The following is a 26,468-nucleotide window of genomic DNA, read 5'->3' as shown; positions in this document are numbered from 1 at the left end:
TAATAGCGTCTGGCAGATAAAACGGCGCTAAACCACAATTAACCCATTCAGCGCCGCTCTGATTTACACCATGTGGACGTGAACGCCCTGTTGTATAAAGATATCGCCTAATCCGTTATCACTGCTCAGCGAGGAGTTGTGATAAACATCGAAGGTTTGACCGTTAATTTCCCGCTGGCCAATGCTGGTCCAAACGCCACCGTCGGCATTGATTAAGGTCACATCGCCCCCTTTGGCTCCGGTAATAATCAGATCGTCTTCAGGCTTATCGGTAACGCCCAACGCCTGCTGCAAGCCCAGCGTAATGCTGTTATTGCCGGACTGGCCGAGGTCAAAAATCTCAACGTGCTCTATTTTCAAACCCAGAGCGTTAAGATCGAGGTGCATGTTTTCCCCGTTTAACACCAGCGTGTCGGTTCCTAGCCCGCCGTTGATATGACCAAAGGTTTCGCTATTCAGATAAATTTGGTCATCGCCTGCGCTACCGGTCACTGAATCACCGGTCTGATAGCTGCCGTCAGCTAACTGAATGGTTACGCCTCCAATGGTATAAGTACCCTCACTAACCCCAGCGGTGATAGCCTGATTGACTTGAACGGAGTTTTCACTGACCGGCGTTGAGTGAGCTATGTTTTCTGACGTTATGCTGGCGGATACCATCAGACTTTCCGGCGTATTCACTTCGGTTTTATTCTGGTCTTGCTTGTCGTCTTGAACGGTATGGCCTGTTTCTGCTGCAGCCATTAGCATTAACTCCGGATCAACGTGGGTTTCTTGTTCACTTGCGACTGAAATCAGCGGCCCGCCGTTGAGCTTGACCCCGAGATAAAAACCATTACCGGCCAGATCCTGTACCGACGCTTCAACCCCAATATTTAGCAAACCTAATAGGTTTAAGCCTTTAAGTAAGCTGGCGTCAATTTTAAAGCCCCATACGCCGCCAGCTCCGATGGTAGCGGTCAGGCTTTGCCCCAGAACGGTAACGTTAACTTTCGCGCCGACCTGTAAATTCTGGCTGTGGCCGGTTAACTGTAGACCACCGTTCAGTATCGATAGCAGGTTACCTAAGTTAATGGTCGGCAGATCTAAAGTCAGGACCGGTAGTGCGTGAATTTTCACGTTGATATCAGCGCCATTCGAGCTGGTATTACCCACTTTATCGGTAACAATCACGCCTAAATGAGCGGAACCATCAGCAATGAGCCCCAAATCAAGCGCCGGTAGCTGAACGCTCCATTTCCCGTCATTGCCCACCGTGGAGGTATAAGTATGATTATTAAACGTCACGACAACCGAACCACCGATAGCGTTAGTGGCGATACCATCGATAGTTTGCAGTGCTGCTGATTCAGCTAAGTTAAGGTAAAAATCTCCGCCAAAAATATTGGGCAGATCGAGATTAACCGTTGGCAGGTTGTGAATGCCGATATCCAAACCTGCGCTGGCGTTTGCACTATGACCGGCGGCGTTGGTTATTGAGGCGCCTACCGTAAAATGACCATCGGTTAAGGTAGTTAAATCGCCAGGCGATAGGCTAATCGACCACTTACCGTTAGCACTGACGGTAGCGGTAAAGGTTTTAGTCCCTATCGTGACATTAACCACAGACCCTATCGCATTGGTTGAGGTTCCGCTGATGGTTTGAGTCAACAATGAATCAGCCAGATTGAGTAACCCATCGCCAAAAAGAGGATCCAGCGTCAGGGTTGGTAATAGATTAATCTGCACCGATAGGCTTGCTTGCTTAGATGCACCATTACCGGCAGCATCTTTGACTGAAGCATCGATGGTCAGTGGACCATCCAATAACGTTTTTAGATCCAGGGTCGGAACCGTTAGGCTCCATTTACCGGCCGCGTCTACGCTGGCCTGATACGAAAATGCGCCGAGCGTAATATCCACTTTGGAACCGGCAGTCAGATTAGTGACTGTGCCAGTGATAGCTTGTGAAGTCAGTAAATCAGCGATGCTGAGCACGCCATCACCAAATATAGGATCCAGCGTTAACGTTGGTAGGTTATGAATGGCAATATGTACACCACCACCCACGCTACTGGTATTTCCAACCCGGTCGGTTAGCGTGACGCTAAAGGTCAGATCGCCATCGACCAGCGTTTTTAAGATTTCCGGCGTTAAAGAAGCCGACCAGTTGCCGCTTGAGTCAATAATTGCAGTTATCGAATTAGCACCGATTTTCACCACCACCGAGCTGCCAGCACTGGCGTTAGTGATGGTTCCGGTAATCGTTTGAGTCAGTACTGCCTCGGCGGCATTAAGGAATCCGTCGCCGTTAAAGATAGTGCCTAAGTGGATAACCGGTAGATTATTGACTAACACATCAAGGTTACCATTGATGGTATTCGTGTTACCGAAATTGTCGGTTACTTTGACAGCTACGCTCTGCAGATTATCAGCCAGTCCGATCAAATCTGACGGCTGTACCCTGATGTTAAATTTACCGTTAGCATCAGCGGTCGCGTTCAGAACTTTATTATTTCCTAACGTCACTTGAATATGGGCACCGGCACCGCCCACACCCGGGATGGTGCCGCCAATAACCTGCGATACTAATGCATCGGCCGCGCTTAATAATCCGTCGCCAAATATTGGATCCAGCGTGATAGTCGGTAAACTCACGTGAACGCCTAGTGACCCGGCTGTAGAACCCGTATTACCTGCCTGATCTTCGATGCTAACGTTAACCGTTAAACTACCATCGGTTAGCTTTTGCAAATCAATAGGTAAAATGGTCGCGCTCCATTTCCCTCCGGTACCAACATAAGCAACGGCGCTAACTGAACCGATGGTAATAGAAATTTTATCGCCCACTGCTGCATTTTGAACCGTTCCGCTAATCACCTGACCGGTAAGCAGGTCAAGCACATTAAGAATACCGTCGCCAAAAATAGGATCCAGACTGACGGTAGGCAGATTATGAATATGAATACCGACATTCACATTGTTAGTCACAACGTTACCCACGTGGTCAGTTACGCTCACGCTTAGTACCGTATTGCCGTCCAGTAATTTGCTTAAATCGGTAGGCGGAATGATATAACTCCAGACGCCTCCGGCCTGAATAGTGGTTTGGTAGCTCAGACTACCCAGATTAATCGTGACGGTGTCACCAACTTTTACATTGTTAATCACACCGCCAATAGTTTGATCGGTCAAAGCCTCAACAGCGTTAAGCAAACCGTTATCACCAAAGATCGGATCTAGCAAGCCAAACGATGGCAGATTGTGGGTAACGATATCCAGATGAAGGACATCTTTGGCGGTGTTGCCGTTAATATCAGTAACGGTCACATCAATATTCTGAATGCCATCCGGGATATTGGCCAAGAATCCGGGTTCGATATTGATACTCCACTTGCCTCCGGCACCTACCGTAGCGGAAAATATCTCGCCATTTAGGGTTAATTTCACCACCGCACCAACGGAGTTACCTAAAACGGTACCACTCAATACCTGAGTAATTTCGGATTCCAACTGGTTCAGTAAACCACCGCCGCCAAACACCGGATCCAGCACTAAATCTAGCGCCTGATTAAGCGCAACGTTTAGCGTAGCGTTCACGCTGTTGGCATTACCGTCGCTGTCGGTTACCGATGCGCTAATCGATAGCGGACCATCAGCCAGCTTGAGTAAATCTGAGTGGCTTAGATTAAGGCTCCAGTGACCGGTGCCATCAACGGTGACGGTGGTACTAATCAGGCTACCTACCGTGACGTTAATTTGTGCACCTATTTCACCGTTGCCGCCAATGACCAGACCTAATAAGGTTTCAACCAGAGTCAAAATATTGTCAGTGGCGATAACGTCAATAGACAAAAGCGGTAGATCGCTGTTAACCACAAAGCTATGGTCGATAATCTGTTTATTACCATGATCGTCGATCAACGTGACTTCAGCGCTATTCGGGCCTTGAGTCAACGCTTGCAAATCAGCGGAAGGAATACGGGTACTCCAGTTACCGTCCTGGTCTACAACCGCATAGTAGGTTTTACCGTTAAGCTTAATGGTCACCGTGTGACCGGCTTCATCTGCGGTTGTGCTACCTGAGAGTGATTGAGCAATCCCGGCTTCAGCGTGGCTTAAACGATCGTCGCCAGCGAACTGATTAACGGTTAAGGCCGGTAACTGGGTATCAACTAAGACATTAACCTCGGCGGTACCTGTGCCACCAAGGCCAGCGGTACTCGCGGTGACGGTATAGTTACCATTTTGAAGAAAGGCTAGATTACCGATAAACGCAACGTCCCAGGTTCCGTCAGGATTAACCAACGTCGATGTGACATAAGGTACGGCAACGCCGTCATATTGAATCGTTACGTTCACTAATTGCCCGATGGCAAAAGGTGCTTTACCCCCGATGGTCATCAGGAGATTGACTTCATCGGCAATAACCACGTTATCGCCGGTAACCGGGTCGATGGTAATAATCGGTGGCGGTAAGCTGGTATCAACGGTGAATGAATGGTCGCCCGTTGCCAGGTTTCCTGCGTTATCGCTTACCTGTGCATGAATATTTGTTCCTGCACCGTTAGCGGTTAACGCCGTTGCATCGGCAACCGGAACGTTTACGCTCCACTTACCGTCACCGCCGACTTTTGCGCTATAACTTTTACCGTTCAGGGTAATCGTCACCGGTTGTCCAACGGCTATGTTCGTCGTTGTACCGCTAATCGTTTGTAGCTGGTGGCTTTCCGCCGTAGTCAGAATATTGTCACCGGCAAAATTATCAATGGTAATGGTCGGGAGGTCGGCGCTATCAATAACCACAACCACGCTGCCCGATGAGGTGGCGGTATTACCCGCAACGTCCTGAACCTTCACGGTAACCGCTGGGGTGCCATCCTGAAGCATTAACAGATCGGCACTCGGAACCGTCACCACCCAGTGACCATCGGTTCCGGCAGTCACGGTATAAGGTTTATTATTGAGTGTCACGGTAACCTGCTGTTGTGCTCCGGTCGCACCGGTGTTGCCGGTAATGGTTTGATCTAAACCGGCTTCTGCTTGGTTAAGATATCCATCGCCAAAAATGGTCTCAATCACCGGTTTTGGCACGTTGTGAATCAGGCTAGTAAAGTCTTCACTATAAGTATTGGTGTTACCCGCATCATCCGTCACCGTAATGGTAATCGTATGTAGTTGGTCAACCAGTCCGTTAAGCGCATTGGCCGGTATATTCACCGTCCAGGTATTGCCATTAACCATGGCCGGGTATTGAACACCATTCAGATCAATCATTAGCGTGGCCACTGAACTGCCCGAGGTCACTCCGGTGGTTCCGCTAATCAACATAGCATTTGAAGCGTCGCTTAAGCTGAGATAACCATCATTACCAAACAGTTCAGTAAATCCGGGAGTTGGCAGCGTTTGAGAAGATGTAAAACTAACGTCGGCACCGGTGGCGTGATTATTTGCCGCATCGCTGGCCGTTACGCTAATGGTATGTGGGCCAGCATCCAGCCCGGTAAGAAAATCATCGGTTAACGCTAACTGCCATTGTCCTGAGGCATTCACGATTGCCTGTTGAGCCGGGCCACCGTCAATCGAGACCGTGACGGTTTGGTCGGCGCCTATCAGCCCGGTTTTTCCGGTTAAAAGCTGACCGTTCAACGCTTCTTGATGATTTAGAATACCGTCAAGGAAAGGCGTATTAACGGTCGGTGCTGGCATAGTGTGGGTATAAACGCCCAAATCTATACTGGTACTATTGGTGTTACCTACCTTGTCAGTGACCGTTACCGTGATCGGCAAAGTACCGTCCGGCAATGCCCCAAGCTGGTCTATCGTTAAAGGCATTGTCCAGTTCCCTTGGTCGTCTACGGTAACGCCGGGATAATTGGTTCCATTAATAGAAACAGTGACAGTCTGCCCCGCTCCCGTCGCACCAGTGGTACCGCTCAGGCTGGAGGCTAATTGAGACTCATCAATACTAAGCTTGCCGTCATCAAACGGCCGTACGATGGTCGGTAGCGGCGTCAGGTGAATAATAGAATCAAAATCAAGCTCTATAGTGCCAGTATTACCGGCTTTATCGGTTACCTCTACGCTAAGGTTATGGGTTTTATCCACCAATAACGCGAGATCTTCTTTCGGAATGGTCACCGTCCAGCTGCCGTTAACGCTAACGTCGGCGTTATAATCTTTGCCATCAATACTGACAATGACCGTTTGCCCGCCGCCTTTAACGCCGGTGCTACCGGTTATCAATTGATCGACCAACGCCTCTTTAGCATTTAAGTCGCCATCACCAAACGGCAGATTGATCGACGGATTGGGTAGATTATGAATATATACGTCCAGTGAGCCGCTGGTACTGGCTTTATTACCAGCATCATCAGCGGCAGTAATACCAATCTGTAATTGCCCATCCTGCACAAGATTAAGTACGTTCAGCGAATTAGCCGGAACGGTAACGCTCCAATGGCCGTTACTATCGACACTTCCTTCAAATACCGAATCACCGATAGTAACGGTAATTTTAGCGTTGGCGGGTAAGTTGGTGTAAGTGCCGGTTATCAGGTTATCCAACGTGGTGTCATTCAGGCTTAACAGGCCGTCTTGAAATATTGTGTCTACCGTTAAGCCCGGTAAAATGTGGGTGGCTACCGTTACATCAACCGTTTTGGTTGTGGTATTACCAGCGCCGTCAGTCACCTTAAGCGTGAACGTATTGGTCTCTTCCGCTAAGCCTAATAGCACGCTGCTCGATAGCTGAATACGCCAGTAACCATCGATATCAGCCGTTGCTGAATAATCTATATTGTTAATCGTCAGGGTGACTTTCAGCCCGGCGTCCGTTTGGCCCGTCAGCGACTGACCTAAAGTCGCTTCGGCCAAATTCAGAATATTATCGCTGGCAAAAAGATCGACAGTTAACAGTGGCAGTTTTGAATCTACGGTAAACGTATGGCTGGCGGTGGCCTGATTTTGAGCCGCATCATCAACGCTGGCTTCAACGGTATACTGTTTGTCCGATAATCCGTTAACCGTATCGGCATCCAGTTCATAGCGCCAGTTACCGTCTGAATCAACCTTAGTGGTGTAGCTTTGTCCATTGAATTTAATCGTTACCAGTGTATTAACATCAATGTTTTGAGTGGTGCCGGAAATTATCAGTGGCCCGTTCTTTTCATCACTATTAACCCGGTCATTATCGGAAACGGCATTGATATGAATAACCGGTAAATCAGCCGCATCAGCAATAACGGTGATGGTATGAGCACTGTTCGCCGGGTTACCCGCTTTATCGGTGACCTTTGCGGTAATCGTGCCCTGGCCGTCACTAAGAGCGCCGACTTCACTAGCATCAATGGTGAATGACCAGTTACCGTCTGAACCCACGCTCGCAGTATGTATCTGACCGTTAATATTCACAGTCACTAGCTGGCCGATCTCAACATTTTTCGTGGTACCGGAAATTTCTAATGATTGTCCGGACTCTTTCTGATTGATGTAATTATCGTCAGAGATAGTGTTGATAGTCAGCGTAGGGAGGTTGGCCGGATCGGCATCAATAATCACATTTTTTATTGAATGACCGGTATTTCCGGCCTGATCGGTCAGCGACAGATCTAAACTAAGTTTGCCATCTTGAATTCCGTTTAAACTGCCTGACGGTAACGTAATAGTCCAGCTACCGTCACCTTGAACCATACCGCTGTAGGTTATGCCGCCAATGGTCACTTTGACCTGTTGACCTGCATCACCAACGGAGGCGCTGCCTTTAATCTCCACTGGATTAAGTATTTCCAGCGAATTAATCACACCATCGCCTGAAATCTGATCTACCGTTAACACCGGAATATCCCGGTCAACGACGATGCCACTTTGGATAGTCTGTTGGTTATTAGCCGCATCCGACACGGTCACTACTACCGTCAGCGGGCCTGTTGATAATGCTCCAAGCTGATCTGTGGTCAATACCAACGTCCAACTTCCGTCATTTGCCACGTTGGCCGTATAGCTATTACCATCGATTTTAACAATAACGCTCTGACCTGAACCGGAAACCCCGGTAGTGCCGCTCAGCGTTTGGCTGGACTGGCTTTCTTCAGCATTCAAAAAACCAGTGCCAAACGGCGTATTTAGCGTCGCCGACGGTAAATGGTTAATGTATATACCGATAGACTCAGTTAATACGCTCTTATTACCCGCTCGGTCGGTTGCCGTGACGGTGAGATTAGTGCTGCCGTCTTGAATCTGGATCAGGTCTGCTGATGGGATGCTTAGGCTCCAGTTGCCGCTATTATCAACCGTTGCTTGATACGTTTGATTATTGAAGCTGACTAAAACGGATTGCCCTGCTCCACTGACGCCGGTAGAACCGCTAATTGCCTGATCCAGAGCCGCTTCAATGGCATTTAATTTGCTGCCACCAAACGGTGAATTTACGCTGACATTTGGCAAATTGTTGATTATCACATCGAGAGAAAGCGTCTCACTGACGATATTACCGGCCAGATCTTTAAGGGAAACTTTTATATCTGCAATACCGTCGCTCAGTAGTTTTAGATCGGCAGCAGGAATATTCAGGTTCCAGCTACCGTCAGTTTGTACCTTTGTCGTATAGTTTTTTCCATTGAGTACAATAATGACATTCTGGCCCGCTTCAGTCACGGAGGCACTGCCGCTCAGGCTCTGAACGCTGTTTAACTCTCCCGCACCTAAAATATTGTCAGTGGCAAAGTCATTTAACATCAGCGTTGGCGGAGTGAGATCAACGTCAATCGGAAGTACTCCGGTCAAGGTATTGCCTTTACCGTCCGGTACCGTGGCTACAATGTTGTAGGGGCCGTCGGCTATCAAATTCAGGTCATTACTGGAAATACTGACCTTCCAGCTTCCATCTCCGTTTATCGTTGTAGTATACGTTTTGCCATTGAGCGTTACGGTGACCGTTTCACCGGCAGACACGTGGGCCGATGAACCGCCAATAGTCAGTGGAGCCTGCGCTTCCTGCTGGTTTAGGTAGTTATCAGCCCCGATAGGATCAATCTTAATCAACGGTGTGGTGGCATCGACGGTAATTTGGTGAGTAAGCGATGCAGACTGCCCGGCGACGTCACGCACAGAAACCGTTAGGGAATAAGCACCGTCTGCCATAGCTTGCAAGTCAGCAGTCGGAACGCTTAAGCTCCACTTGCCATCACTGCCAGCGATGGTGGTATAACTTTTGCCATTCAGCTGAACGGTAACCGTTTGCCCTGTCTCGCTAACAGAAACGCTACCAGAAACCGTTTGGCTACTTTTTACTTCCACCGCATCGATGAAATTATCACCGGTAAAAGCGTCGAGGGTAATATCAGGTGCGGTAGTATCAATGGTGATATTTACGGTTTTATCAACAATATGCCCGGCTTTATCCGAAGTAGTTACCGTCAGACTATAACTACCGTCTTGCATCAGTAGGAAGTCAGCCGCAGGTATCGTCACCTGCCATTTGCCATCGGCACCCACCACGCCAAGATACGTCTTATCATTTAATACGACGGTAACTATCTGGCCAGCCTCAACGTTGGTTGTTGAGCCACTGAATCTCTGACCGGCTTTAACCTCACTGGTATTCAGAATATTGTCATCAGACAGCGGGTTAACCGTTAAGGTTGGTGGCAGATTATCAGTATTGCCACCCGGATTATTATCATTATTTGCGCCGTTTTTATGACTACCGCTACCGCTATGACTTGATGCCAGTGCGGCTACGCCGCCGCCGATGGCTAAAAATCCGAGTACACCAAGCAAAAACGTATTGATTGAAGAGGTATTTTCAGTCGTTAACGCTGAGATATCGGCTATCGTTTCAAACTGAGGTGATATAGCAATGGCTTCTACCGGAGAGGCTACGTCGGTGGCAAACGGAAATACGGCATGTTGAATAGTAACACCGTCATCAAATACCAATTCACTATGGCGGCCTTCCTCATCTACCGAGAAAAAGTTCTTATAACGGGTGGTTGAACCATCTTTCATATGAATAATCAGGTCATTACCCTGACGCTCATAGTTCATAACCATTTCAGGAGAGCCCTGAATCTTTATCACGCTACTTTCACTAAGCGTAACGTTCGCCCCTTCTGAAGCAACGCTTGACGTCATAGAGCCTGACTGGCGGGATAAAATTTCTGCCACACCGTTATTGCCAACATTCTCAGCCATAGTAATACCCTCAATGTTCGTTGACGTATGTAAATTTGACGCAAAAAAACTACCGCCCCGAAAGTCAGCATTAATTATCAAAAAAACAATGATTACTTTTTATCTTTCAGTTAAAGCGAAAAATAACCTTACTGAATATAATTTATTGTTATGTTTACCTGTAACAATAGGTATATGTGCGTATTCGAAGTTTTTCCAAGCCCTACATAAAACAATCACCAAAATGTGATTCAAATCACATTTTCATATTGGTAGATAAATGTAAAAAAGTGGCTATATCGCCATGAAAATATCACAAATTCGGAATAAAAATAAATTTACAATTAAAATCAATGCATTAAAATAAGTGTAATTTAGTACTTATTAACCTAATTACAAATTTATTCAATCAGCATTTTATTAGCCAATAATTCATAATTTAAAGAAAATAACTGATAATAAAGTCGCCAAGCTCAAAACCATGACGTTAATTTTTTATTTGACGTATTATTTTCGATATTGAAACCAGACATACTTCAACTTAAATTTTTAGACGACAATCTATTAAATAGCTAATTGGCCTGTTCAATCACCATGTTAAAAATTATCATGCCATGTGTATTTAACTTTGAAGAATCAAAAAAGGGTCATTCATCGAACCGATTAATTTATGTCATTTTCGTTAACGAAAGCAGTTTTTTCATAAGAACATGATCATAATGTTAATAAAAAATTAAAATAATGGAGTTATCAGAAAGCCTGTTCAGCTTTTTTTCTCAAAAAATCGAACAGTCTTAGTGTAAACATCCGTTTATTGATTTTTTTTAACGATTAATCGAGATTTTGAGTCCAAAAAATAGACAAGCGATTATTTTTTGACCATGCATGCAAAGCGTTGCTTCACTCATTCATGGATTTAATTGATTATAAAACAGCCTATTAGCATTTTATATGCCACATTGTTCACAACTCATCAGTTCACTTTTTTACAAGCCTTACCTATTTCCAGAAAAACTGTTAAAATTGACTCATATCAAATAAATTGAAGAGCGATATTCTATGATTCCGGAAAAGCGAACTATTCGGCGTATACAATCAGGCGGTTGTGCAATTCACTGTCAGGATTGCTGTATCAGCCCGCTATGCATTCCTTTTACGCTGAATGAGCATGAACTGAATCAGCTCGACAATATTATTGAGCACAAAAAGCCCATCCAGAAAGGCCAGGCTTTATTTAAGGCCGGCGACGATCTTAAGTCTCTATACGCCATTCGTTCGGGTACTATCAAAAGCTATACCATTACTGAACAAGGTGATGAGCAAATTACCGGCTTTCATTTAGCGGGCGATTTAGTTGGCTTTGATGCTATCAGCACTCATATGCACCCAAGCTTTGCTCAGGCCTTAGAAACGTCAATGGTCTGTGAAATTCCTTATGAAGTTCTGGATGATTTGTCCGGAAAAATGCCAAGCTTACGCCAGCAAATCATGCGCTTAATGAGCGGTGAAATTAAAGGCGATCAGGACATGATTTTATTATTGTCTAAGAAGAATGCCGAAGAGCGCCTGGCCGCCTTTATTTATAATCTCTCTCGCCGTTTTGCTCAGCGTGGTTTTTCACCAAGAGAATTCCGCCTGACCATGACTCGCGGTGATATCGGTAACTATTTAGGCCTGACGGTTGAAACCATCAGCCGCCTGCTAGGCCGTTTTCAAAAGAGTGAAATCCTGAGTGTAAAAGGTAAGTATATTACCATTCAAGATATTGATACCCTGGCTGATTTAGCAGGCCAAAACCAAAACGATTAATCTTAACGTCTGGTCGATAGATCACAAGCTATCGGCCAGACATTCAATCAATAATTTGTCTTCCTTTTATTCCTCAGCCTGACACCGCGAGTTTTTTGTTCAATAATTCATTTATTTTTAATATGTTAACCTCAAATTTGCCAAAATATTGATCCCAGTCCCGTTCCTGCCCTATTCTGTTCTTACGATATGGTTTACTCTTTAGTTATATCGTTTAATTCACAGGTGGAGGCTGTATGACACACTATCGAAATCTTATTGTTGCAATTGATCCTAACGAAGAAGATCAGGCGGCCCTGCGGCGTGCTGTTTATCTTGTTCGCCGCAACGGTGGGAAAATTAAAGCATTTCTGCCTATTTACGATTTTTCTTATGAAGTGACCAGTCTGTTATCACAAGATGAACGTATGGCAATGCGCCAAAGTGCTATTGACCAACGAGTTGCCTGGATAAGACAGCTAAGCCATTACTATATTGAATCAGGCGTTGAGATTGAAATTAAAGTGGTATGGCATAAACGTTACCACGAAGCCGTTATCGAAGAAGTCATCGATTGCGATCATGACCTACTGCTAAAAGCAGCCCATCAACAAGATCGGCTTGAAGCCGTGATTTTTACGCCGGTCGATTGGCATCTGTTAAGAAAATGTCCTTGTCCGGTATGGATCGTTAAAGATCAACCATGGCCTGAACATGGTAAAGCGCTGGTTGCGGTTAACTTATCCAGTGAAGAAGACTTTCACGATGAGCTAAATGAAAAACTGGTAAAAGAGTCGCTAAAGCTCGCCGCATTTGCTGATAGCACCGAAGTACAGCTGGTGAGCGCCTATCCTTCTACTTCAATTAATATTGCCATTGAACTGCCGGAGTTTGACCCAACGGTTTATAACAATGCCATCAGAGGCCAGTTCTTGGTCTCCATGAAGGCGTTACGGCAGAAACACGGTATTCCTGAAGAGCGGACTCACGTAGAGAAAGGCATGCCGGAAGACGTTATTCCCGCCGTTGCCGAATCAATTGATGCCGGTATTGTTGTCTTGGGTACCATGGGCCGGACCGGGATTTCTGCTGCCTTTATCGGTAATACCACGGAACGTGTGATCGGTCATCTGAAATGTGACCTGCTGGCAATTAAGCCCGATGACACTGACTCCGATGAACATGATGATGAAGATTAACTGACACCTCGTTCAGTTAACTGACGTTAAGGGCTGCATTTATCTGGCAGCCCTTAATTTTTGCTACAAACAGAGATAAAGAAGGCCGTTTAAGTACCGAAACACTTCGATTAATCCTAACACCTAGGTGTTTACACCTAAATATTTCGTCCCTCGGCCGCTAGGAAAAATCAATATTCCGATGCTGATTATGCGGGCGAAATTTGCATTGAAATTAAATTGAACAATGTTAATTGAACAACGTTGCCAGCAATCATAAAAAAGGCCGCTTGCGCGGCCTTTCTAAACTCAGCTAATGATAATTAAAGTGCGCGCAGGATCTTATCTACGCTTTCTTTAGCATCGCCAAATAACATCTGAGTGTTCTCTTTAAAGAACAGCGGGTTTTGCACGCCAGCGTAACCGGTATTCATCGAACGTTTGAATACGATAACGTTTTGCGCATGCCACACTTCAAGCACTGGCATACCGGCAATCGGGCTGCGTGGGTCTTCCAGAGCAGCCGGGTTAACCGTATCGTTAGCACCAATAACTAACACCACATCAGTACTTTTGAAATCATCGTTGATTTCATCCATTTCTAATACGATATCGTAAGGTACTTTAGCTTCCGCCAATAATACGTTCATATGACCGGGTAAACGACCGGCAACAGGGTGAATACCAAAGCGAACCTTGATGCCCTTTTCACGCAGTCTGGCGGTAATATCAGCAACCGGATACTGTGCCTGAGCAACTGCCATGCCGTATCCCGGAGTGATAATGACAGAACTTGAGTTCTTCAGTAATTCAGCCACTTCTTCCGCAGAAACTTCACGGTACTCACCCACTTCATCGGTTTCACCAGTTGATGAACCATCGGTACCAAAGCCACCGGCAATAACGCTGATAAATGAGCGGTTCATCGCCTTACACATGATATAAGACAGAATCGCACCGGAAGAACCTACCAAGGCACCGGTCACGATTAACAGGTCATTGCTTAACATAAAGCCTGCTGCTGCCGCGGCCCAACCTGAGTATGAGTTCAGCATTGAAACAACAACCGGCATATCAGCACCGCCGATTGAAGCCACTAAATGCCAGCCAAAGGCTAAAGCAATCACGGTCATCAATAACAGCGCGACTACGTGAACGCCTACGCTGTCACTGTTTACAAACCATACCATCAGAACAAAAGAGACAACGATAGCGGCTAAGTTCAGCTTATGGCGATTAGGTAGCATTAGCGGTTTAGAGGAGATAATACCGCGTAATTTACCAAAGGCTACGATTGAACCGGTAAAGGTCACCGCACCGATAAAGATGCCTAAGAACACTTCAACGTTGTGAATATTCAGCACAACCTGTAGGTCTTCAGGTTTTACCCCTTCCATATGTGGTCCAACAATATAACTGTTGAAACCCACCAGAACTGCCGCCAGACCGACGAAGCTATGTAAAATAGCAACCAGCTCAGGCATTTCGGTCATCTCGACCTTTTTAGCCAGGTAAATACCGATAGCACCACCAATGATCATGGCTAAAATAATCCATGAAACATTGCTTGAGTCAGGTCCAAAAATGGTAGCAATTAACGCGATTGCCATACCCACAACGCCAAAGGTATTACCCTGTCTTGACGTTTCATGTTTAGACAGACCTGCAAGGCTGAAAATAAATAGAATTGCGGCAACAATATAGGCGGCCGTAACTAATCCTCCAGATAACATTTATTACTCCTTAGTTCTTCCGGAACATTTTCAGCATGCGCTGGGTGACGGTGAATCCACCAAAAATATTAATGCTGGCAATCAGCACCGCGATGAAAGAGAAGAATGTCACCCAACCACCCTGACCAATCTGCAGCAGCGCACCAACCACGATAATACCGGAGATAGCATTGGTTACAGACATCAGCGGCGTATGTAGCGCATGACTCACGTTCCATACCACGTAATAACCAACAATGCAGGCTAGTGCGAATACGGTAAAGTGAGACAAGAATGATGCAGGAGCAACGTTCGCTAACCAACCAAACAGAATGATCGCCAGCGCAAACAGGGCATATTTCTTCACGGGTGAAGACGGCGCAGCTTCAGCAACTACAACCGGCTCGGCGGCCTTTGGTTTCTGCGGTTGAGCCGATACTTTGATTGGCGGCGCAGGCCACGTGATCTCACCGGTTTTAACTACGGTAACGCCACGAATAACGTCATCTTCAAAGTTAATATCCAGCTCGCCATTTTTCTCTTTGCACAATAGTTTTAATAAATTAACTAAGTTAGTGCCATAAAGTTGAGAAGACTGGGTAGGTAAACGGCTTGGCAAGTCGGTATAACCGATGATCTTCACACCGTTTGGTGTTTCTGTAATTTGGTCGGCGATAGTCAGATCGCAGTTACCGCCGTTTTGCGCAGCAAGGTCAACGATAACGCTGCCCGGCTTCATGGATTCAACCATCTCTTGAGTAATTAACTTCGGAGCTGGTTTACCCGGAATCAGTGCAGTTGTAACAATAATGTCGACGTCTTTAGCCTGAGCGGCAAACAACTCCATCTCAGCTTTGATAAAGGCCGGAGACATCACTTTAGCGTAACCATCACCGCTGCCCGCTTCTTCCTCGAAGTCTAATTCAAGGAATTCTGCGCCCATACTCTGAACCTGTTCCTTGACTTCAGGACGGGTATCAAATGCACGAACGATAGCACCTAAGCTTCCGGCGGCACCTACGGCAGCCAGACCGGCTACACCGGCACCAATAACCATAACTTTAGCAGGCGGTACTTTACCTGCGGCAGTAATTTGCCCGGTAAAGAAACGACCAAATTCATGGGCGGCCTCAACAATTGCACGGTAACCGGCAATGTTAGCCATTGAGCTGAGGGCATCCATTGATTGAGCACGCGAAATACGAGGAACGGAGTCCATCGCCAGCACGGTCACTTTCTTATCCGCCAGCTTTTGCATCAGTTCAGGGTTTTGAGCAGGCCATATAAAGCTAACCAGCGTCGTTCCTTCACGAAGTAACTCTATTTCACTCTCTTGCGGCGCATTGACCTTCAGAATAATATCTGACTTCCAGACATCATCTGTAGATACAATCGTTGCGGCAGCAGCTTCAAAAGCTGAGTCATCAAAGCTGGCTAATTTACCAGCCCCTTGTTCTATGGCCACGGTGAAACCCAACGCAATAAGCTGCTCTACCGTTTTCGGTGTTGCTGCTACTCGGGCTTCATTGGCCAACCGCTCTCTTGGTACACCAATTTGCATAATATTCCCTTTCATCTGTCGTGGATGATAAGTGTATAGTTAACCTGAACTACATGTAATTTGAGCCGAGAACACTGGTGGTATAACGAATACCTGGACAAACAACCTTCCCCCGGTTAATTCAGCTGCCTATAAGCTACTGAAAATATATCCGGCGATCCACCGTTCTCTTTCTTTATATTCAAGTTTTTATGCTGATAGTATAAAACTTGTGTAATTCAGCCCTGTTTCTGAGCTACCCTAGTTATAACTTGAAATGATAAAAAATGCTAAAGCATCCCATGTAAATACATGACATAATCTGTTGCCCTTATCGGTACTGACTTATGCACACGTTAAAAATGTTAATAAACAAGGCGTAAAGGATCCTTTATGAAGCTGAAGACAACGCTAATTACTACAGCACTACTTTCCGTAATGACTTTTTCTGCCTTTGCGGCCCAAGAGCTTACTCCTGAGAAGGCCGATCAAATCGTTCCTTTTGATCGCATTACATTCACCGGGCGCTATGACAGTATCTACGACGCTAACCGGGCAGCCTCTAAGCATGCAGATAAAGTTGGTGCGACCTCATTCTTTGTTCGTGATATCAGCGACCAAAATGGCGATAGCGGTAACCTGCGCGTAACGGTAGACCTGTATCATGCAGATGCTCAGCCAGTCAGCGGTGAAACCCAGTACCGGATGTTTAACGGCCTGCGCGAATTACCGAAAGAAGAAGCCACCAAATTAGAGCCTTTTGATACGGTCTCTATTCGCGGCATTTACCCTGTCGATAACGACATCAGTGAAGAAATTTCGAAATTAGCTAAAGAGAAAGGCGCTTATTCTTTCTTTATCGTTAGGCAAATCGATGCCAACCGTGGCGCGAACCAATACATCACCGCCTTTATCTATAAAAAAGATGCGCCGGTGCGTAAGCTTCAAACAATAGACAACCCAATTCCAGCTGATTCCGATGCTGGCCGTGCTGCGCTTGCTGAAGGTGGTGCCGCTGCGGCTGAAGTAGAAGTACCAAACGTCGCATCATCAACATCGTTCAGTAGTAAAGTCGGTCGTTTTTTCGAAACGCAGACCAGTAGTGAAGGTTCTCGTTATTATGTCACCCTGCGTGATGGCACTAAAATTGAAGAATTGAATAACGCTACAGCGGAAAAAATGACACCGTTTGATTCAATCACCTTTACTGATAACTTTAGCAACAGCACTGATATGGCTGAACAAATTGCGAAACGTGCCCATCAGAAAGGCGCTAAGTACTACCATATAACCCGTCAGTGGGAAAAGAATGGTGGCACCATTACCGTAACGGCCGATCTGTACAAATAATCATTGGTTGTCATTGATTATGCAAAACTCAAAAAGGGCGATTTTATCGCCCTTTTTATATTGGTAACAAAGCCATTTAGTTTTAGTGCCAATTCCGGTCCTTCCCAACGTTAAACAGCATGATAACCTCAAACTTTATCCCCACGCATTCGCTAGAATATTTTCAGATAACAACCACACCTATATAAAAGTGAAATACTGATGACTGATAACTACTTTAACAATCCGTTCAAAGGCGTTGAGCTGGCCGAACAGGTGACTAACCCTAATATTATTGTCGGCCGTTATAGCTACTATTCTGGCTATTATCACGGGCATAGCTTTGATGAGTGCGCCCGATATCTGATGGATGACCGTAACGATGTCGATAAGCTGATAATAGGCAGCTTCTGCTCTATCGGCAGTGGCGTTGTATTTATGATGGCGGGTAATCAAGGTCATAGAATGGAGTGGATCAGTAGTTTCCCGTTCTTCTACGATCCCAGGGCTGAATTTGAAGGCGCCGTTGATGGCTATCAACCGAAAGGCGATACCGTGATTGGTAATGATGTGTGGATAGGTACTGAAGTCATTATTATGCCGGGGGTTAAAATCGGTCATGGCGCGGTTATTGGCAGCCGTTCAGTGGTCACCAACGATGTCGCCCCTTACACCATTGTGGCGGGTAATCCGGCAAAACCATTGCGCCAGCGATTCACTGCTAAAGATATTGAACGCCTATTGGAAATAACCTGGTGGGACTGGCCGATGGAGAAGCTGACTCCGGCTATTCCATTAATGTGTTCAGAGAATATAGATGCGCTATACCAGTATTGGACGCTGCAAGTTTCATCGATTGATATATAAAAATACCCGTAGCGCCCGGCAATATCCGGGCGTTTAATATTCAGCATTTACGTCGTTCAATTTCAACCACAAACCGATCGTCCTGCGGCTCAATTCGAATATTCACCGCTAAAAACTTTTGAATAATTTCTGCATTGGTTCGCAAATGCGGCGTTACTTTGCTGGTCGAAAAGCTCCCTCTTCCGGCTAATGCCATAGGTAGCAACAGCTGATCGGCTAAGTGCTCGCCAACCGCCGCACTCGAAGCCAGATACGCCAGAGCTTCCTTACAGGCCTCATTAGCGACGACTTCTACTTTTTTTACTTTCGATCCGAAGGCACAAACCGACTCAGAAAGATGTTCAAAATCCATTTGAAGTAGCAAAACATTGCCCGATCCCTGAACCCTCGGCAGTAATATCTCATGGAGCCGTTCGTCTGGCCACGACATCTGTTGCTTCACTACGGCCAGTTCGCGCAGGCCAATACCATCAGGCAGATTAGCGTTTAATACTTCAGCTTTGATGCCTGTAGGCTGTCCGCGATGCCGTAGATTTAACTCATTCCACTGGGTAACTGGCTGAGTATTAACTTCAATATCCCCGCCGCCGGCAGGATAGAAACCATAACGATGGAGCTGTAATTCTGCCACAGCGCCCATTTTGGCCATTATCGGCAACCATGCGTATTGTAAAAAATCAACGGTTGGGGCCATAGGATTATGGGTTCCACCTTTTAGGCGGATATGACTTGCTGTTGTACAGATCCATAAGGCCGGTAATAGGGTTTGCAGTACTAAAGTACAACTTCCTGCACCACCCAGATCAAACGCATAGTTTCCGCTATTGATCGGACCGGGAATAAAACTCAGCTCGGTGGAACCCAGTACGGCACCTTCAACCTGAGCATTACAAATCTGTTGAGCGGCCAGCACCGCCGTCAAATGCTGACGCATCAGCCCTGGCTTTTGCCGGCCAGCCCGAATACGCGTAAAGCGTACGGGCCTGTGGCAAATCATCGACAAAGAAAGCGCACTACGCAGGATTTGCCCACCGCCCTCGCCCTGAGATCCGTCAATATTTATCCATTCCATTGTTTTGTCCTGAATCATAGAAATCTTGTCAGTAAACCGACAGCTAACAATCAATTTTGTTAATTATGTGAAAGTTATTCGTAAAGCCCCTATTTAGTCCAAATGAAATACCGTATTGATAGTTCTGCCGGGTCACTCATTTGACGGATTTTAATTTTAAGGACCTTACCTATGCTGACGAGAAATATCATTAAATTGGCCATTATTGCCACACTGTGTGTTCATCTATCAGCCTGTGCTCATATTGACGATAATCGCCATGGCCCGATGAATCACGGTTACAGTTCAACCACCCACATCAGCGGTTATCAGTCGCGACCTGATTCACGTAGCCACTATCAGCAACGCAATGTAGCGCGCCATGAACCGAGCAACCAATACAATCAGCAGCACCAAAATAAAGTGGGGTATTCTCAACCCCGCGCAAATAACAATTTCAATAACAAGCCTGTACAGCCAGTTAAACCGAATTTATCGCAGAAGACCTCCGGTAAACCACCAGTCATTAACCAGAATAAATCTGCCTATGGCTCACCGAGGCCGACAAGTCGTCATTAATATTGGTGAATCTAAGGGGCCGATGGCCCCTATCCTTTCACACAAACAACCTGCTTCAGCGTATGCACAATCTCAACCAGCTCTGACTGGGCAGCCATTACTGCATCGATATCTTTATAGGCCATCGGAATTTCATCAATAACATCGGCATCTTTACGACACTCAACGCCTTCAGTGGCCTTAACCTGATCGGCTATTGAGAAACGACGCTTAGCTTCAGTACGGCTCATTGTTCGACCGGCTCCGTGGCTACATGAACAGAATGCATCCTCGTTACCTTTTCCACGCACGATAAACGATTTCGCCCCCATCGAACCCGGAATAATTCCTAATTCACCAAGCTGGGCGCTTACCGCCCCTTTACGGGTTACTAAGACTTCCTGACCAAAATGTTGCTCTTTCTGCACATAGTTATGGTGACAGTTCACCGCCTGCATCTCTAAAGTGAAAGGTTTAGTAATCACTTTTCGAGCGGCTGCAATCACGTTATCCATCATCGTTTCACGGTTTAAACGAGCAAACCGCTGTGCCCAGTCGACGGCAAACACATAGTCTTCATAGTGTTCACTTCCCTCAACCAGATATGCCAAATCTTTATGCGGTAAATTAATAAAGTGGCGTTCCATATCTTTCTTTGCCAGCTCAATAAAGTGGCTACCGATGGCATTACCAACGCCACGAGAACCTGAATGCAACATAAACCAAACCGACTGATTCTCATCCAGGCACACTTCAATAAAGTGGTTACCGGTTCCTAAGGTTCCTAAATGTACGCGGTTATTGGTATTCTTCAGGCGCGGATGTTTATCAATAATCTGTTTAAAGTCCGGGTCTAACTGTAGCCATGCTTTATTTACCGACTCAGGCACATTACCCCACGCACCTTTATCTCGTTTCGCACGGTTAACTACACGTCCGTGCGGAACTGCCTGTTCAATCGCATCACGCAACGCAGAAAGGTTATCCGGCAGATCGCAGGCATGAAGCGAGGTTTTAGCCGCCATCATTCCACACCCGATATCCACGCCTACCGCAGCGGGGATAATGGCACCCAGCGTTGGAATAACTGAACCAATAGTCGATCCTTTACCTAAATGCACATCAGGCATTACCGCCAAATGTTTAAAAATAAATGGCATTTTCGCCGTATTTTCTAACTGACGTTTGGCTTCTTCTTCAACCGGTACGCCCTGCGTCCACATCTTTACCGGACGGCCATTTTCTACATTAAGAACCTGAATGTTCTGTTTCATTATCTATCCTTACTTTCTTTTCCATTTCGGTTGCTCTGTCATTGCAAAACAACAATGAGGTTGGGCGACAAATTAGCGGTGAAACAGTCACAATGCTCTATCCAACTGAGCTACGGAACCTGGTTAGATTCCGGCGGGAATTGAACCCGCGACCGTTGCCTTTGATGTAGTTCCACCTGCATTCGCCCTATATTCTTTCGTTATTCTTTCATTATTGGGTGCGGTAACAAAAGTCGATGAAAGGGAGCTTGCTCTACCAACTGAGCTACCGTTAATTGCTTAACGGCCCGGGCTCGAACCGGGGACAAAGTACTTTCATCTGCATTTACCGCTAATTTATAAAGCAAACCGGTAACAACCAGTAGTGCTGAGATATCTTCTTACGAAGGCCGGGTTCGAACCGGCTATACCATGTAATCCCAGCGGGCATTTGTAACCCGTTTGCCGTTTTCCATTTAAACAGGCTGTACTATTTTCAATTCTTTTTGCTCGCACTACATACACAAAAGGTCGGGAGACAAAAGTGATGAAACGTGGTGGATGCAAGCATCCGGTGCTCTACCGCTGAGCTACGGTCCCATAGTGGTGGAACCGACGGGATTCGAACCCGCGACCTCCTCAATCATAGTGATGTAGTTTCATCGGCATTCTCCCTGTTTTCGTTACAATTTTTATTACTGCATTATTGATAACCACAGGGTGCGGTATGTCATACCGCACTTCACACCTATTGTGACAGCGTCACCTTATCAATCTCTCCAACCCAGTGGTTCGGGTCCATTTGACCTTCTGCGAAGGCCGTTATCATCCGGAATACCGCATCAGAGAAACCGCCGATATTCATAATGTCATCCCTATCCTGCGCCTGCGTTGTGGCATAGGGCTGAATATCCAAACACACTAATTTAGCCTTAGGATTGCTTTGCTTAAAGATTTCCCACTGGCGCATCGTTTCAGACGGCTGATTTCTGAAGGGAGAAATGCTTCCCCAAGACTCGTTATCTGATACTAACATCACCAGATCCGCCTTCACTCTGTTCTCATTTAACCATTTAATCGCCGAGCTACAGTTAGTACCACCACCACAAATTGCTGATAACTTTGCCGCATTGGTTAATACCGTATCCCGCGGGTTCAGCGTTAGCTTCCGAGGTTCAACAACGCAATTTTCAAACGGTAATACCAAGGTATCGCGCTGTTTGCGTAAATAGGTTGCCGCTACCAGCGCTGCGATATCCACACAGCGCGTGGCGGTCGTTGCCCCTTGACGATAACCGGTTACCGCACTACTCATTGAACCGGAAACGTCCGGACAAACCACCACTTTACCGTTAATTGCAGGAACGTTAGCCAGTGCAATTTCTAACGCATCCTGTAAAGCCTCTCTTACCACTAAAGGTATATCCTGACTAGCGGCTTTATAAGCCGTAAGTAGCTGATAAGGAAAAATCTTAGCTTTCGCGATACTGGCTTCATCTCGCAGTTTTTCAGCGACTCGTTCAGCCATTCCTGGCAGCTCAAATACCCCGTGGCGGGCAAAGGTATTCAAATTCATCCGCACCATCTGCCATCCGCTCTGGCTGGCAATTTTTGCCCAGTCTTTTTTAGTCAGCGTCAGTGAGGTTAACATCTGGAAAGGCACATCCGGCAGCTCACCTTCAATACCCAAGGCACGGCAACGTTTAAACTCTTCAAAAGCGCGTGTCATCGGCGGTAAAGCATCGTGGTTATAGGGTTTACCAATTAGCCAGGCAAAGAACGCCTCTCTCCAAGCCTCAACGGGCTTCGGGTGAACCATTTTAACTACATCAGCCAACGATGGTGAGTTACCGACAGAGGCCGCCAGAAGCGCTTTTTCATCCGCATTATTTAACCATGCCTGAACTAACTTTTTAGGCCGGGTTCCTAACGACTTACGTCCGACCACGCCGCTACGCAAAATTTGCACAAAGTTACGCAACATCTTTCCGTTATTAACAACCCGCGGAAAAGCCAGAGGTAGGTAATCCTGCCCTTTTACCGATAACAGCGCCAAAAGCAGGGCCGGCATATCTTTCATATAACCATGTTCACGGCAATATACTGCTGTTTTTGCTACTGTAATAGCGTCAACGCGAGTACAGAGCTCAAGTACTTTATCTAACTGCGTTTCAGCCGAGGCATAATAAGTACCGTTCAGGCAACCTGTCGCAGCATACTGAGCCAGCGCGTGCTCTGCGGTAAATTCATAGGCAGTTCCGCCCGCTTCATTTACTGCGTTAGTTTTAGGCAGTAAACGACCTTTTATTGATTGAAATAACTGGATATTCGCCATGCTCATTCTCCTTGAGACAATTTTTATTATTTGGTGGACGCAGCGGAGTTATTCGGTCTTCGACCTCACCCTTCGGGCCAATGCTGACACATTGTTGTCTCGCTTCGGCCTGCCGCAACCAGGTCATTACTCTGGCTGGTACCGCAGTTGGAAATGCGCGCCAGTTAGTTACCCGTCAGCGGAGCAACAACCTGCATCCTCAACCGTCCTGCAGCACCACTTAGACGACAGCCGGTTTTATCCGGACCACTCCATTAACTTTTTGGGTGGCGACGCTCCCTGTTATCAGTGCGCCCAAATTCTTGTTTATTCGTCTGTTGGTATACATATAGCGATAAGCGTGCCAGTTTTTAAATTTATCAAATATAATTTTCTATTTATTTGATTTTAAATGAATTTAAATTTTCATCTTGAATTTATTAAAATATCAGGCATCAGATAAACCCAATATTTTTATAAATAAATATCTATATTTATAATTTAAGATAAACAAAATCTAAGCTGAGCGTTAAGAACAGAAAGATATGGGGCTAAATGCTAAAAATAAAAAAGCCCGATCAAGAGGCTTACACCTGACCGGGCTACCAGAGCAAAATTATTGTTAAATCGTATGATTAAATGAGTGTCTCAATGTGTTGCCATACCTGATTAAGTGAATCAACCTTGGCGTCTGCCAGAGCAAAGCGCGGGTCGCTACGCTGCTCGGGATCCGGCATAACAATCACCTTCATTTCAGCGGCCTTAGCAGCAACCATACCGTTAATCGCATCTTCAATCACAATACATTGTTCAGGGGTTAAACCGAGTTTTTCAGCCGCTAATAAAAATACTGCCGGATGTGGCTTGCCGTTAACCAATCCCTCTGCCGAAACCTGATGAGAAAAATAGTGAGTAATATTCAGTGCTTCCAGCACTCTGGCTATTTGCTTTTTGGGGGATGAGGACGCAACTACCATTGGTAAACCGTGCTGTTTAATGGTTTCCAGGAGTTCAAATACCCCCGGCATAGGTATTGGCGATGACTGTATACGACGCCCCACTTCAGTGACAACATCAATAGCCCGTTGAGGGACATCCTCCATAGGCAGCGAGTAACGCTGATGATGAGTCGCTAATAGCTTATCAACTCGAATGCCGGCAGAATCTATGAAATCATCGCTGGTCAGTTGAACACCGTACTGTTTTAGATAGATATCTTGTTCAACTGCCATCCATACCGGCTCTGAATCAACCAGTACGCCGTCCATGTCAAAGATAATGCCGTAATTCATGCGTTCTCCCCTGCTCTGATGATGTTGATCCCGGCCTGTCGATAGCGCTGGAAAGTCTCTTCCGCTAATAAAGCATCAGTAATAATGCAACTGATGGAAAGCAACGTCGCTACGCTGTGGGATTTAATTTGATCGAATTTACTATGGTCGGCTAACAGTATCACCTGACGTGCGCGCTGTATAAGCATCTTTTTCACGCCAACCTCAAACATCGTAGCATTGGTAATACCACTTTCCAGCGATAATGAATCGCAAGACATAAACGCTTTATCAGCCGAGAATAGCTTAAGCATGTCCACCGCCAGACTCTCTCCTACGGTAAAATAACCAGACCGAATCATCCCGCCGACAATATAGCTTTCCAGTTGGTTAAAACAGCCAAGCTGATTAGCAATTTTAACATCGGTGGTAATCACCTTCGCCGGAATATCAGACAGTAGCTTAGCCAGCGCCAAGCAGGTTGAGCCAGAATCCAAAAGAATACAGTCATTGGCAGAAATCATACTGCGAGCCACTGCGGCAATATCTTGTTTAGCAACCCGTTGAATGCTCTGTTTGACGTCGAAGATATATTCCTGATCGACCGTCGACTCATCAAACACCACCCCGCCATGACAGCGAATCATACCGGGATAGCCATCGGCGATAATCTGAAAATCACGGCGAATTGAAGCTTCAGAATAGCCGAATAACTCTACCGCCTGGCGGGTTTCCATCTTCTTATGCTGCCATAAATAGTGAAGGATATTACGCATCCGATCTGAACGTTTGTCACTCATAATTCAATCTCCGTGAACTTAGCGGCGTTAGCTGCATAGTCAGCAACCTCGTCATTAGAGCCAAACACCGCCCGCCCCAACACCATATGACCGGCACCGGCATGATAGAGTCGTTTAGCTGCGGGAAGATCGATGCCACCATCCGCCCAGATTTCACTCGCGCTAAAAATGTCGGCGGCTTCAGCGACCTTACTAATCAACCAAGGATTAAATAGTTGCCCATAGCCATCCGGTTCACTGGTCATAATCAAAACGCTATCGGTTAAATGGGTCAGATAGCGATAGCTTTGTAGCCGCGTTGCCGGATTAAATGCCAAGCCCGCTTTTGCACCAGTGGCGCGAATAAGTGCCAGAGCTTCCGCCGGATTAGCTAAGGCTTCAGCATGAACAAATACCCACCCCGGCTTCAGCGGTTTTAACCATTCAATCCATGGAAAAGGATTAGCCAGCATAAGATGAAAAGAGAGCGGAATCGAGGTAGCCTCAGCAACCTGAGTAACGGTTTTTAAACCAAAGGTAATATTACGAATAAAGCTGGTATCTTCAATATCAAGATGTACCGAGCCCGGAGCCAGTGCATCAAGCCGCCGCAGCGTAGCACCAAGCCGGAGCTGATTGGCCGAAGCCAGCGAAGGATGAAGCGTAATAGCCATAG

Annotated in this window: 14 protein-coding genes; 5 read left to right on the top strand and 9 right to left on the bottom strand. The window is 46.2% G+C overall.

The features are described 5' to 3' along the window. Positions 1-63: 63 nt before the first annotated feature. Positions 64-10,173, bottom strand: coding sequence for an Ig-like domain-containing protein (locus YWE_RS26140; protein WP_051323099.1), 10,110 nt, complete (start codon positions 10,171-10,173; stop codon positions 64-66). A 1,038-nt stretch (positions 10,174-11,211) separates the two neighbouring features. Here YWE_RS26140 and fnr point away from each other — a divergent pair. Further along, a complete protein-coding gene (fnr, locus tag YWE_RS0100320; RefSeq protein WP_029092722.1) occupies positions 11,212-11,961 on the top strand; it encodes a fumarate/nitrate reduction transcriptional regulator Fnr in 750 nt (249 codons plus the stop codon). A gap of 236 nt (positions 11,962-12,197) precedes the next feature. Further along, positions 12,198-13,139, top strand: a complete 942-nt coding sequence (gene uspE, locus YWE_RS0100315) for a universal stress protein UspE (RefSeq protein ID WP_029092721.1) — start codon at positions 12,198-12,200, stop codon at positions 13,137-13,139. Positions 13,140-13,441: 302 nt separating this feature from the next. Here uspE and pntB read toward each other — a convergent pair whose 3' ends face one another. Beyond that, a complete protein-coding gene (pntB, locus tag YWE_RS0100310) occupies positions 13,442-14,851 on the bottom strand; it encodes a Re/Si-specific NAD(P)(+) transhydrogenase subunit beta (protein ID WP_029092720.1) in 1,410 nt (469 codons plus the stop codon). A gap of 10 nt (positions 14,852-14,861) precedes the next feature. After that, complete coding sequence (gene pntA, locus YWE_RS0100305) at positions 14,862-16,391, bottom strand: Re/Si-specific NAD(P)(+) transhydrogenase subunit alpha (protein WP_029092719.1); 1,530 nt, start codon at positions 16,389-16,391, stop codon at positions 14,862-14,864. A gap of 372 nt (positions 16,392-16,763) precedes the next feature. Between pntA and ydgH the strand changes: the two genes are divergently transcribed. Together ydgH and catB are read left to right on the top strand one after the other, a co-directional pair. Continuing rightward, entirely contained in the window at positions 16,764-17,720 is a 957-nt protein-coding gene (ydgH, locus tag YWE_RS0100300) for a DUF1471 family protein YdgH (protein ID WP_029092718.1), read from the top strand. Between the two features lie 201 nt (positions 17,721-17,921). Then, entirely contained in the window at positions 17,922-18,566 is a 645-nt protein-coding gene (catB, locus tag YWE_RS0100295; protein WP_029092717.1) for a type B chloramphenicol O-acetyltransferase, read from the top strand. A gap of 40 nt (positions 18,567-18,606) precedes the next feature. Here catB and rtcA read toward each other — a convergent pair whose 3' ends face one another. Then, positions 18,607-19,638, bottom strand: coding sequence for an RNA 3'-terminal phosphate cyclase (rtcA, locus tag YWE_RS0100290; protein ID WP_029092716.1), 1,032 nt, complete (start codon positions 19,636-19,638; stop codon positions 18,607-18,609). A gap of 171 nt (positions 19,639-19,809) precedes the next feature. Between rtcA and YWE_RS0100285 the strand changes: the two genes are divergently transcribed. After that, entirely contained in the window at positions 19,810-20,196 is a 387-nt protein-coding gene (locus tag YWE_RS0100285) for a hypothetical protein (RefSeq protein ID WP_029092715.1), read from the top strand. A 29-nt stretch (positions 20,197-20,225) separates the two neighbouring features. Here the strand turns inward: YWE_RS0100285 and YWE_RS0100280 are convergent, their stop codons facing one another. The 5 genes from YWE_RS0100280 to YWE_RS0100255 form a co-directional block, all read right to left on the bottom strand. Beyond that, the gene (locus YWE_RS0100280; protein WP_029092714.1) at positions 20,226-21,449 is read right to left on the bottom strand and encodes an RtcB family protein; all 1,224 of its coding nucleotides are present in this window, start codon (positions 21,447-21,449) and stop codon (positions 20,226-20,228) included. 727 nt (positions 21,450-22,176) lie between these two features. Beyond that, a complete protein-coding gene (locus tag YWE_RS0100275; RefSeq protein WP_029092713.1) occupies positions 22,177-23,763 on the bottom strand; it encodes a vWA domain-containing protein in 1,587 nt (528 codons plus the stop codon). 614 nt (positions 23,764-24,377) lie between these two features. After that, positions 24,378-25,034: a hexitol phosphatase HxpB gene (hxpB, locus tag YWE_RS0100265; protein WP_029092711.1), complete on the bottom strand. Its 657-nt coding sequence runs from the start codon at positions 25,032-25,034 to the stop codon at positions 24,378-24,380. Beyond that, positions 25,031-25,813 carry a DeoR/GlpR family DNA-binding transcription regulator gene (locus YWE_RS0100260; RefSeq protein ID WP_029092710.1) on the bottom strand — a complete coding sequence of 261 codons (783 nt, stop codon included), beginning with the start codon at positions 25,811-25,813 and terminating at the stop codon, positions 25,031-25,033. Before YWE_RS0100260 ends, hxpB begins: the two co-directional genes overlap by 4 nt. Next, positions 25,810-26,460 (bottom strand): beta/alpha barrel domain-containing protein, encoded by a 651-nt coding sequence (locus YWE_RS0100255; protein ID WP_029092709.1) that lies wholly within the window; start codon positions 26,458-26,460, stop codon positions 25,810-25,812. The genes YWE_RS0100260 and YWE_RS0100255 overlap by 4 nt, the downstream gene beginning before the upstream one ends. Between the last annotated feature and the right edge of the window lie 8 nt (positions 26,461-26,468).

The organism is Budvicia aquatica DSM 5075 = ATCC 35567 (assembly GCF_000427805.1).
GTDB classification, from domain to species: Bacteria; Pseudomonadota; Gammaproteobacteria; order Enterobacterales; family Enterobacteriaceae; genus Budvicia; species Budvicia aquatica.
Note: the sequence above shows the minus strand (reverse complement) of the source record. Positions and strands in the feature narration are given on the sequence as shown.

What these genes read in the sequence shown, in the direction of transcription:
- YWE_RS26140 (WP_051323099.1), bottom strand. Translation starts at nt 10,173, where the DNA reads ATGGCTGAGAATGTTGGCAATAACGGTGTGGCAGAAATTTTATCCCGC.
- fnr (WP_029092722.1), top strand. Translation starts at nt 11,212, where the DNA reads ATGATTCCGGAAAAGCGAACTATTCGGCGTATACAATCAGGCGGTTGT.
- uspE (WP_029092721.1), top strand. Translation starts at nt 12,198, where the DNA reads ATGACACACTATCGAAATCTTATTGTTGCAATTGATCCTAACGAAGAA.
- pntB (WP_029092720.1), bottom strand. Translation starts at nt 14,851, where the DNA reads ATGTTATCTGGAGGATTAGTTACGGCCGCCTATATTGTTGCCGCAATT.
- pntA (WP_029092719.1), bottom strand. Translation starts at nt 16,391, where the DNA reads ATGCAAATTGGTGTACCAAGAGAGCGGTTGGCCAATGAAGCCCGAGTA.
- ydgH (WP_029092718.1), top strand. Translation starts at nt 16,764, where the DNA reads ATGAAGCTGAAGACAACGCTAATTACTACAGCACTACTTTCCGTAATG.
- catB (WP_029092717.1), top strand. Translation starts at nt 17,922, where the DNA reads ATGACTGATAACTACTTTAACAATCCGTTCAAAGGCGTTGAGCTGGCC.
- rtcA (WP_029092716.1), bottom strand. Translation starts at nt 19,638, where the DNA reads ATGGAATGGATAAATATTGACGGATCTCAGGGCGAGGGCGGTGGGCAA.
- YWE_RS0100285 (WP_029092715.1), top strand. Translation starts at nt 19,810, where the DNA reads ATGCTGACGAGAAATATCATTAAATTGGCCATTATTGCCACACTGTGT.
- YWE_RS0100280 (WP_029092714.1), bottom strand. Translation starts at nt 21,449, where the DNA reads ATGAAACAGAACATTCAGGTTCTTAATGTAGAAAATGGCCGTCCGGTA.
- YWE_RS0100275 (WP_029092713.1), bottom strand. Translation starts at nt 23,763, where the DNA reads ATGGCGAATATCCAGTTATTTCAATCAATAAAAGGTCGTTTACTGCCT.
- hxpB (WP_029092711.1), bottom strand. Translation starts at nt 25,034, where the DNA reads ATGAATTACGGCATTATCTTTGACATGGACGGCGTACTGGTTGATTCA.
- YWE_RS0100260 (WP_029092710.1), bottom strand. Translation starts at nt 25,813, where the DNA reads ATGAGTGACAAACGTTCAGATCGGATGCGTAATATCCTTCACTATTTA.